Here is an 11,459-nt window from a genome sequence, read left to right as displayed (position 1 = left end):
CAATCCTATTATATTTTTATGTAATTTAAATATTTTTATTGTTAATATAATATTACCATGTAAATGTTTAATATTCAATATTTTCCATATATACTATTTATAGATTAATTGTATTTTTTATATATGATAATTATTCTAAAGATACCGTATATTCAAATTTATCCCCTCTAGCTATACTAGTTGTATATTCTATTACTTCAAGATTTTCAAAAGTTATTCTTTCTATGTTCATAGCTGCTGTACCTTGTTTTACTTCTAATTGTATAGCTTCTACTTTATCTATTAATATTGGTTTAAAACTTTCAATTGCTTTAGTTATATTAACATTATATTTTTCTCTAAAAATATCATACATTGGCTCTTTTTTTAATAAACTTACACTTAAGTTTTTAAAACGCGTTTCTGGTAAATAAGTTATTTCTACCATCATTGGTTCATTTTCTGCTAATCTTAATCTTGTTATTTTATAAACTTTTAAATTTTCATTTAATTTTAATTTACTAGCTATTATTTCATCAGCATCAATTAAATTAAATGATAAAATTTTAGATGATGGAACTTTATTTAATTTTTTCATTTCTTCTGTAAAACTATAAAATTTTAAAAGTTGTTGTTTATATACCTTAGGAGATACAAATGTACCTTTTCCATGAACTTTATATATATATCCTTTTTTTTCAAGTTCTGCTACAGCTTGACGCGCAGTTGTTCTACTTACATTATAAGTTTCACATAACTCTCTTTCTGAAGGTAATTTATCATTTTCTTTTAAATGATCATTATTAATTAAATTTATTAATATTTTTTCCAATTGATGATATAAAGCAATTCCTTTACTTCTTTTAATATCCATAAATTCACCTCATTTCATATTCATTATACATACTCTCATATTGATTAAATTTTTTCAATATCCTTATCTTTTCTTATAAAATATAAAAAACTCATAGTATTATGCTTTTAAAATAATATTATGAGTTTATTTTTAAAAATAAATTTTATTTTACTTATGGCTAAATAACCTTTGCAATAGCCACTCTATCTATTTTTATGATAACATTTTTAGACTGGTCTATTACTATATCTGCTGTTTTCTCATTTAATTTATTTATTTTTCCATGTATACCATTAGCAAGTATAATATTTGCACCTACTTTAACTTTAGATTGCTCTTCAATTATAGCAGCCTTTTGCTTATTTACACCTCTAAAACTTATTATATACCAAAATAAAAATAATGCTATTATTACTAATATGACTGTTAAAAATGTACTCATAATTGTCTATCTCCTTAATTAAACATTTAATAATTGTCTTACATTTAATATGCTTTCCTTTGAATCTGTAGTCATTCTTTCAACTAACTCTTCTAAATTTGATACCATATCTCTTTCCATTACAGCTACTGTAACCATAGGTAAATTTATTCCAGTAACAACTTGAATATCTTCTTTTTTATATAATAATAATGCAGATTGATTCATTGGAGTAGCTCCTAATAAATCAACCATAACTACAACACCATCACCACTATTTAACAATTCAACTTTTTCTTCTAAAAGTGCTCCAAATTCTTCTGCATCTTGTCCTCTGTGTAATGAAATATAATCAAATTGCTCTTGTTTACCACAAATCATATCAATAGCATCAGCTATACCTTTTGCCATCTCTCCATGAGTTGCTATTAAAACTCCTATCATAAAAATTTCCTCCTACCATATTACAAATTAGAGTTTCCTAAAAAGGAAACTCTAATTTATTTCATAAATCCTATAATTAAGCTACTATTCCCAAAGCTCCTAATGCAGTAAATATTACAAACATAAATATAACTATTCTAACTGGACTCCATTTTTTATTACGTAGTAAATAAAATACACCACAGACAACTAGTACTGGTAATAATTTAGGAAATAATTTATCTAGTGTTTCTTGTAAATTAAAAACATAATCTCCAAATTGAGCTGTTATTGGAGTTACTATATTAATTATAGATCCTATCATTCCACCAACAACAGTTAATCCTAATATACCTGCACCAAAAGTAACTTTTTCCATCATACCTTCTGAACTTGTTGCTAAGTTAGCACCTTGATCATATCCTAACGTTATAAGCTTCCATTTTAAGAAAAAGTTCCAACCAATAAATATAATTTGAGTTATAATTAAAGCTATCAAAGCACCAGTAAAATCTTTAGTTAGTGCCATAGATGCAGGTATTGATATTAATAAAGGTCCTAAAATAGCAAACATCAAACTATCTCCAATACCAGCTAAAGGTCCCATCATACCAGTTTTAATACCTCTTATTAATTCTGGATCTGCCTGCTGTTCCTCTAGTGCAGCAACTATACCTAAAATCACAGTAGCACCATAATTTGGACAAGTATTAAAGAATTCCATATGTCTTGTTAAAGCTGTTTTCATTCCTTCTGGATCATCTTTATATACCTTTTTTATAATTGGTGATATAGAAATAGCGAATCCTAAAGCTTGCATTCTTTCATATGACCAAGACATTTGCAATGTTAAATGATTTAAAAAAACTTTCCATAAATCTTTTCTAGTTATTTTTTCACTCATTAAAATTCGCCTCCTATCTGATCAAAATCATTTGCACCATTATTAATTGATGGACCATTTCCATTGTTTTTAAAATATAATTGAACATAAGTAACAGCAGTTATTAACCCAACGATTCCAATAGCTAGCATTGGTAACTGTAAGAATGTTACAAGTACAAATCCAAGTATTGCAAAATACCATTGCTTTGTTATTGGTAAATAATTTAATAAAATTGCAACTCCAAGCGCAGGCATAGCATGTCCAGCAGCAGCAAATCCATTAGTTAACCAAACTGGAACTTTATCTATAAATGCTTGAGCTACATCTGAACCAAAATATGCACCTATAAATACTGGAATAGCTCTTGATAACCCCCAAGGAACTGAACCAAATAAATGCCATCCCCACATACCTTTTATGTTTCCATTAGCAGCTTGTTTATCTGCTCTATGAGCACATATTCCTGTTGATAATCTTGCTAAAACATCTAGATATGAACCTAATAAAGCTATTGGAACTCCTATAGCTATACCAGTATCATAATTTCCTGACAAATGTCCAAATACCACTCCTAAAATAGCTCCTGTAGTATAATCTGGAACAACAGCTCCACCATAAGAATGTACTCCAAGAGAAATCATTTCTAAAGTTGCACCTATAAATAGACCAGTATTAATATCTCCTAAAATAATGCCTGCTCCAAGTCCAGCTATCAAAGGTCTATGCCATAAACCAAGATATGGTCCAAGCATTTCATTAATGCTAAAAAATGCCCATAAAGCAAGCAATAAACATTGAATTATTGACAATTCCATAATAACATCCCCTTATATACCCTATTTTATTTTCTTAAATAATAAAAATATCTAATAATTACTTTTTAACTAAAGGTCTTATATCTTGCTTAGAATCTGTAGGTATCATTTGAAAATAACAATTTACTCCTCTGTCAATTAACTTATTTAAAGATTCTAATTCTTTATCAGTAACAAATAATTTGTCACTTAACTTTGTAGCATTTGGCTTATGCGTCATATTTCCTATATTTAGATCCATATGAGTTAATCCACCTTCATATAATTTATTAGCATCTACAACATCTTTAACTAATAAAAATACATTTTCATTAGGTGCTAGCCCTCTATTTAAGTAAGCAATAACTTTATCAATTGGTTGCATTGATAATCTTACTTGTTTAGGTGCTGCTAATCTTAATATAGCTTGTTGTTGTGGGCTTGATGCTACCATATCATTAGCTACTATGATATGATTAGGATTAGTCATTTTTGACCATGCTAAAGCTACCTGTCCATGAATTAATCTTCCGTCAACTCTAAAATGTACTATTGGCATTTAAAATCCTCCCCCTTTTTCACTTACTATTTGTAAACCTTATCACAAAAATTTTTAAGGTTCTATAGTATTTTAATTTTTAACTGAATAATTATTTATATTTATGAATATTAATTACCAGTTATTACCTATATTGTACTCTTTTCTTTTATTTTTATCAATATTTTTTTGTTTTTATTTTACATTTATGTAAAATAAAAGGAAGTCTTGTGCATATAAAACTTCCTTTTATCAAAATTTAATATATTTATCTACATCTTTTTACTGCATCATGCCATCCATTTATTAGATTTATTCTTTCTTCACATTCCATAGTTCCATTAAATCTTTTTCTTATATTAAAGCTTTTTTCAATCTCTTCTGAGTTACACCAATAATTAGCACCTATACCTGCTAAATATGCCGCTCCTAATGCAGTAGTTTCTGATATTAAAGGAACTGATACAGTAGTATTTAATATATCAGCTTGAAATTTCATTAAAAAATCATTAACCGATACCCCGCCATCTACTTTTAATTCTGTTAACTTTATTTTAGAATCTTTTTCCATAGCTTTAACTATATCATAAGTTTGATATGCTAAAGATTCTAATACAGACCTTACAACATGCTCTTTTTTAGCACTTCTAGTTAAACCCATTAATATTCCTCTAGCATAAGGATCCCAATAAGGTGCACCTAATCCAACAAAAGCTGGTACAAAATAAACACCATTAGTATTTTCTACTCTTCTTGCATACATTTCTGTTTCCTGTGGAGACTTAATCATTCTCATATCATCTTTTAACCACTTTATTGCAGCTCCAGCAACAAATATACTACCCTCTAATGCATAAAAAACATCATTCTCAATTCCCCAAGCTATAGTTGTCAACAATCCACTTTTAGAATCTATACGTTTTCTTCCGGTATTCATTAACATAAAACATCCCGTACCATAAGTATTCTTTATACTTCCTTCTTTAAAACAAGCTTGTCCAAATAATGATGCCTGTTGATCACCTGCCATACCACTAATAATTATTTCTTTTCCTAAAATACTAGAATCTACTTTACCAAAAGTATACGCTGATGGATAAACTTCTGGTAATATACTTTTAGGAATATTAAATATTTTTAATAATTCATTATCCCATTTCAAAGTATTGATATTAAAAAGTAAAGTTCTTGATGCATTAGTATAATCAGTAGCATGTACTTTTCCTTTTGTTAAATTCCATAAAATCCATGTATCTATAGTTCCAAATAATAGCTCACCAGATTCTGCTTTCTTTCTAGCATCCTTTACATTATCTAAAAGCCATTTTATTTTTGATGCTGAAAAATATGCATCTAATCTTAATCCTGTTTTTTCTTTTATTATTTGCTCATATCCTAAACTTTTTAATTCATCACAATATTCTGCTGTTCTTCTACATTGCCATACTAATGCATTATATATAGGACTACCTGTTTTCTTATCCCAAATTAAAGTAGTTTCTCTTTGATTAGCAATACCTATGCAATGAATATCATCTAATGTAACTCCTACTTTAGCTATAGCCTCTATAGCTACTCCATATTGAGTAGACCATATTTCCATTCCATCTTGTTCTACCCATCCTGGTTTAGGATAATATTGAGAAAATTCCTTTTGAGCTATACTAACTACCTTACCATCTCTATCAAATAAAATACATCTTGAACTAGTAGTACCTTGGTCTAAAGCCATTATCAGTTTTTTCATAATTTTTCACCTCATTTATTAAAAAAACTACTTTGATAAAAACTTTATTTATCAAAGTAATTTTAACTTAATATATTTTTATATAGTTTATTCTCTATGAAGTGTATCTAAATTAGCAAACTTACTGTATTGTCCTAACCATGCTAATTTTACTGTACCAACAGGACCATTTCTTTGCTTTGCTATGATGCATTCACCTACATTTTTCTCTTCTGTTTCTTTATTATAGTACTCATCTCTATACAAAAACATAACCAAGTCAGCATCCTGCTCAATAGAACCTGACTCTCTCAAATCCGATAACATAGGTCTATGGTCTGCTCTTTGCTCTGGAGCACGTGAAAGCTGAGAAAGCGCTATAACAGGACATTGCATTTCCTTTGCAATAGCCTTAATATTTCTTGATATTTCAGATACTTCTTGCTGTCTACTTTCTTCTCCACTTCCACTCATAAGTTGTAAATAATCTATAAGTATTAAATCTATACCATGTTCTATTTTTAATCTTCTACATTTTGATCTCATTTCCATTATAGATACGCCAGCTGTATCATCTATATAAATTTTAGCTGCTGATAATGGACCCGCTGCTCTAGCTATATTTTCCCAATCTTTATCTTCTAAATTTCCTGTTCTAAGGCTTAACATATCAACATTAGCTTCTGAACATAATAATTTATATGCTAGCTGTTCTTTAGACATTTCTAGAGAAAATATAACAACACTTTTTCCCTCTCTTAAAGCTGCATGTTCAGCAATATTAAGTGCAAAAGTAGTTTTACCCATAGAAGGTCTAGCCGCTATAAGAACCATATCTCCACTTTGAAAACCAGATGTTTTTTCATCTAAATCTTTAAAACCTGATCCAACACCTGTTATTTCTCCTTTATTATTAAATAAAGCTTCTATTTGTTCAAATCCTCTTTCTAAAACAGCACTTAATGGTTCAAAATCACTTGTTGTCTTTTTTTCTGCTAAATCAAAAATCTTTTTTTCCGCTCCATCTATAACTTTATCTACATTATCTTGATTATTATAGCAATTTTCAATTATTTCTGTGGAAGATTTTATTAATTTTCTTAACATAGATTTTTGTGAAACTATTTTTATATAAGATTTTATATTAGCAGTCGTTAAAACTGAGGAACTTATCTCAGTAACATATGTTATTCCACCTGACTTTTCTAGTCTATCCGTAGCTTTTAAATGTTCTAATAAAGTTAACTCATCTACTGGTTCATCTTTTTGAAACATTTCAATTATACTTTGAAAAATTACTTTATGTGCATCTCTATAAAAATCTTCTATACCTAATGCTTCCGCCGCTTGAGCTATAGTATTTCTATCTATCATCATAGCTCCTAATACTGATTGTTCCGCTTCAATACTTTGAGGCAAACTCTTCATTAGTGGTGCATCCAAAATAAATTCCTCCTTCCGTTATTAATTTAAAATACAATAATTTTATTATGCAATAATTAAATACTATTTTCAACATAATACATGATCATTAATATATACTATTATAAATTATAGTCCTATTAATAAAATATTAATCTAATTTTAATATATGTACTTCAATATAAAAACTTAAAAAGAGCGAGAAAAACTCGCTCCTTATATTAATTAAATGCAACTTCCATTAATTCCTCAATATCACTTATAGCTCGTACTTCTATATCATTAAGATTATTTGGAATTTCTGACTTATTATCTTTGGGAACTACAACTAAACTAATACCTTTTCTTCTAGCTCCATAAATTTTTTCAAAAATTCCTCCTACTGGTTTAATTTTACCTCTTAAAGATATCTCTCCAGTAATAGCTAAATCCTGTCTTATTGGTTTTTCTAATAATGCACTTAATATACAAATAGTAATAGCTGCTCCAGCAGATGGTCCATCAATTCTGCCTCCACCAACTACGTTAACATGTATATCATAGTTTTTTACATCTATGTTAGAAACTTTTCTTATTACTGATGTTGCATTAAATACAGAATCTTTTGCCATAGAACCAGCAGTATCATTAAACCTTATTTGACCTCTTCCTTTTTCTTTAGCAGGAAAAGCTGTTGCTTCTATTTCTAAAGTAGATCCTAAAAATCCTGAAACTCCTAATCCATGAATATGACCAATTTCTTTTTTATCCATATTTTCTATTCTTTCATATGGAATATATCTTCCTATACTTAATACCTCTTCAACATCTTTTATTGAAACTTTTAATTCATCTGATATATCTCCATTACGTTTATATATCGCTTGTCCGTAAGAATCAGCTAAAATATTAACAGCTTTTCTACCTTCTATAGTGTATGAAGAAATTAATTTTTCTACTCCTTCTTCTAAATCTACATTTAGTTTTTTTGCTGCATTTATCACTATCATTTGAATATCCAATGGTGCTAATGGCTCAAAATATACCTCTGTACATCTTGAACGTAAAGCTGCATTTATTTGACTTGGGTCTTTAGTTGTAGCTCCTATTAATACAAAATCTGCTGGTGCTCCATTATCAAATAAATATTTTACATATTTAGGAGTATTCTCATCATCTGGATCATAATAAGATGATGAGAATTCAACTCTCTTATCCTCTAATACTTTTAAAAGTTTATTTTGAAGAAATTCATCTAATTCACCAATTTCATCAATAAATAATACTCCACCATGAGCATCAGTAACTAAACCAGGTTTAGGTTCTGGAACTCCTATTTCAGCTAAATCTCTTTTACTTCCTTGATATATAGGATCATGCACTGATCCTAATAATGGGTTAGTTATTTCTCTAGGATCCCACCTTAAAGTTGTTCCATTTACTTCTATAAAATTTGAATCTTTATCAAAAGGCGTAGATTTTAATTGTTTAGCCGCTTCTAAGGCAATTCTTGCTGCTGTAGTTTTTCCTACCCCTGGAGGTCCATATAAAATTATATGTTGTGGATATGGTGAAATTAATTTTGATAATAGTGATTTTATAGCTCTTTCTTGACCTACAACCTCTTCAAATGAATTAGGTCTTAATAAAGACATAATATTTTTATTTTTTGTTCTTGAATCTAAAGTTTGTAATTTATCAAATTTTTTATTAGTTTTTGCATTTTCTGGACCTTTTTGCTTTTTCATTATACTAAGTCTTAATTCATCAACATATTTATCTTGTTTTTCAACTAAAGATTTTTCAACTTCTTTTTCTATTCTATTTTGTATATATCTTTTAGCTATTAAATCGCAAACCATATTATTCACTTGCTCTAATGCTTCTTTTGCGTTAGTTTCATTAGGTATTTCTTCTAATCCTTTACCTTCAGATGCAATTTTAGCTAATGCATATAATCTTTCATATATATTTTGAGAATTAATATATTTATTTAGTTTAAATCTTATAGTTCTTGCCTTTACAGCACCTTCATCTAATATGTTATTTAATACTTCATATAAAGCATTAATTTGACTTTCAATAGTTAAGCCATTATCTATTATATCTTTTATATCCTCTGCATTTGTTATTAACTTCAAATTCTTAATCCCCCTTTTAATTAACAGGAATCACCATAACCTTCATCTTAGTTGATACTTCTGGATATAGTTTTACTTCTATATTATAAGTTCCTGCTATTTTTATTGTATCCATAACTATTTTTTTCTTATCCACTTCTACATTAAATTGATCTTTTATTAAATTAGCTACATCTTTACTTGTTATAGCTCCAAATAATTTACCATTATCACCTGATTTAGCTTCTATTTTAATAGTTTTATCTTTTAACTCTTGTGCTAATTTTTGTGCTGCTTCAATTTCAGCAGTTTTTTTTCTTCTTTCTGTTTCTTTCTTAGCATTTAAAATGTGCATGTTTGAATCTGTTGCTTCTTCAGCTAACTTTCTTGGAAATAAATAATTTCTTGCATATCCATCAGATGTATTTACAACATCTCCTTTTTTTCCTAATTTTTTAACATCTTGAAGTAATATTACTTTCATTTTAGTCACCTTCCCTTGAATTATTTCTTATAGCTTCTTTTAATGTTTTTATAGCATTATCAATAGAAATATTTTTTAATTTTGCTCCAGCCATAGTCATATGACCTCCACCACCTAATGACTCTAATATTACTTGCACATTAATATCTCCAAGTGATCTTCCACTTATATATATATCATTATTTATTTTAACAAATACAAATGATGCTTGAATACCTGTAATATTTAGTAACTCATCTGCTGCTTGAGCAGCCATTACAACTTCTGTAACATTAGATGGACAAATAGCTATAGCAACATTATTTTCTACTTCTGCTGATTTAATTGTCATTGCTTTATCTATATAATTTTGAAGATTATTACTAAATAACTTTTTAACTTCTATTGTATCAGCACCTAATCGCCTTAAAAAAGATGCAGCTTCAAAAGTTCTTACTCCTGTTTTAAATGAAAAATTCTTCGTATCCATATATATACCAGCTAATAATCCTTCAGCTACCAACCTATTTATCTTAGGCTTATCTAAAATATACTGAATTATTTCTGTAACTAACTCTGAAGTGGATGATGCATATATTTCTATATAATTCAAAATACTTCCTTGTATAAAATCTGCACTTCTTCTATGATGATCTATTATAACTAATCTCTTAAATTTTTTAGCTAGTTCAGAGTTTAATACATATCCTGTACTATGAACATCAACTAATATTAAAAGTGAATTTTCATCTAAATATTTATATGCATCTAAAGAAGATATAAATAAATTTTTAAACTCTTCTTTTTTGCTAATTTTTTGTAAAAACCCTTCAATAGCATTAGTATCTTTGTCTAATATTATTTTAGAGTTCTTTCCTAAAAGATTTGCTACAGAAGCAATACCTAGCGCAGCTCCAAAGCAATCCATATCAGGATTTTTGTGCCCCATTATATACACCGTACTACTTTCATATATTAAATCTTTCAATGCATGAGATACCACTCTAGCTCTAACTCTAGTTCTTTTTTCTAGTTCTTTAGTATTTCCTCCAAAAAATGATATATCTTTAATTTTCTTTACAACCGCTTGATCTCCACCTCTACCTAATGCTAATTCTTTAGCTTTAATTGCATATTCATGGTTTTCAGCAGGCGTGTTTCCTCCTCTTCCAACTCCAATACTTAAAGTTACTTCTAATTCATTACCTAAATCTATATCTCTAACAATATCTAGTATATCAAATTTCTTTTTTATTTGCTCATCAATAATGTTATCAGAAACCGATAATACATATTTATTACTATCATATTTTCTTATCATAGCCTCAATACTATTGGCATAATTACTTATAGTTCTTTCTATTTCTGCTATAAGTAAAGGTCTATTACTATCATTTACTGTTTTTAAAACTTCATTCAAATTATCAACTTCTAATAACATTATATCTTCTTTAGTTACCTCATTTAAGTAAGTAACATCATTAAAATAAACTAAACATAGTTTTCTTTCTTTATCTATAGATATTTCTTCTCCATAGACATCATAAATAAATTTTTTAATTTTTATTTTTTGAGAATAATCTTTATCACATTTTAGCACTTTATCTAATGCTATTCCTCTAGCTACAGAAACCAAATTATTTCCTATACTATTTTGAGCATTAAATAATTTTTCAAAATTCTTATTATACCAAATTATTTCGCCATTAAAATTTAATATACATAAAGGATATACCATATTCAAAATATTATTCTCTATCATGTTATTAATATTATTAGCAACTTCTACAATTTGAACTTTATAACTCTCTTCTTTCTTCATAGAGAGCTTAAGTTTATAATTAATATATAT

At 27.9% G+C, this 11,459-nt stretch carries 11 protein-coding genes; all 11 read right to left on the bottom strand.

The window, feature by feature from the left end; translation table 11 throughout:
* Positions 1 to 130: 130 nt before the first annotated feature.
* Positions 131 to 853, bottom strand: a complete 723-nt coding sequence (locus GBZ86_RS08215) for a GntR family transcriptional regulator (protein ID WP_152889529.1) — start codon at positions 851 to 853, stop codon at positions 131 to 133.
* Between the two features lie 160 nt (positions 854 to 1,013).
* The gene (gene yajC / locus GBZ86_RS08210; RefSeq protein WP_152889527.1) at positions 1,014 to 1,277 is read right to left on the bottom strand and encodes a preprotein translocase subunit YajC; all 264 of its coding nucleotides are present in this window, start codon (positions 1,275 to 1,277) and stop codon (positions 1,014 to 1,016) included.
* Between the two features lie 18 nt (positions 1,278 to 1,295).
* Positions 1,296 to 1,700 (bottom strand): PTS sugar transporter subunit IIA, encoded by a 405-nt coding sequence (locus tag GBZ86_RS08205; RefSeq protein ID WP_152889525.1) that lies wholly within the window; start codon positions 1,698 to 1,700, stop codon positions 1,296 to 1,298.
* A 76-nt stretch (positions 1,701 to 1,776) separates the two neighbouring features.
* On the bottom strand, positions 1,777 to 2,583 hold the full coding sequence (locus GBZ86_RS08200; RefSeq protein WP_152889523.1) for a PTS system mannose/fructose/sorbose family transporter subunit IID: 807 nt from the start codon (positions 2,581 to 2,583) through the stop codon (positions 1,777 to 1,779).
* Positions 2,583 to 3,380: a PTS mannose/fructose/sorbose/N-acetylgalactosamine transporter subunit IIC gene (locus tag GBZ86_RS08195; RefSeq protein WP_152889522.1), complete on the bottom strand. Its 798-nt coding sequence runs from the start codon at positions 3,378 to 3,380 to the stop codon at positions 2,583 to 2,585. The genes GBZ86_RS08200 and GBZ86_RS08195 overlap by 1 nt, the downstream gene beginning before the upstream one ends.
* Before the next feature lie 58 nt (positions 3,381 to 3,438).
* Complete coding sequence (locus GBZ86_RS08190; RefSeq protein WP_152889520.1) at positions 3,439 to 3,918, bottom strand: PTS sugar transporter subunit IIB; 480 nt, start codon at positions 3,916 to 3,918, stop codon at positions 3,439 to 3,441.
* A gap of 247 nt (positions 3,919 to 4,165) precedes the next feature.
* Positions 4,166 to 5,644: a glycerol kinase GlpK gene (gene glpK / locus GBZ86_RS08185; RefSeq protein WP_152889518.1), complete on the bottom strand. Its 1,479-nt coding sequence runs from the start codon at positions 5,642 to 5,644 to the stop codon at positions 4,166 to 4,168.
* An 87-nt stretch (positions 5,645 to 5,731) separates the two neighbouring features.
* Positions 5,732 to 7,066 (bottom strand): replicative DNA helicase, encoded by a 1,335-nt coding sequence (locus GBZ86_RS08180; RefSeq protein WP_152889516.1) that lies wholly within the window; start codon positions 7,064 to 7,066, stop codon positions 5,732 to 5,734.
* A 200-nt stretch (positions 7,067 to 7,266) separates the two neighbouring features.
* Positions 7,267 to 9,165 (bottom strand): Lon family ATP-dependent protease, encoded by a 1,899-nt coding sequence (gene lonC, locus GBZ86_RS08175; RefSeq protein WP_152889514.1) that lies wholly within the window; start codon positions 9,163 to 9,165, stop codon positions 7,267 to 7,269.
* A 16-nt stretch (positions 9,166 to 9,181) separates the two neighbouring features.
* Positions 9,182 to 9,628, bottom strand: coding sequence for a 50S ribosomal protein L9 (gene rplI, locus GBZ86_RS08170; protein WP_152889512.1), 447 nt, complete (start codon positions 9,626 to 9,628; stop codon positions 9,182 to 9,184).
* 1 nt (position 9,629) lies between these two features.
* Positions 9,630 to 11,459, bottom strand: a 1,830-nt coding sequence (locus GBZ86_RS08165; RefSeq protein ID WP_234885136.1) for a DHH family phosphoesterase, incomplete at its 5' end; no start/stop codon positions are given.

Source organism: Clostridium tarantellae (assembly GCF_009295725.1).
GTDB lineage: Bacteria > Bacillota > Clostridia > Clostridiales > Clostridiaceae > Sarcina > Sarcina tarantellae.
Note: the sequence above shows the minus strand (reverse complement) of the source record. Positions and strands in the feature narration are given on the sequence as shown.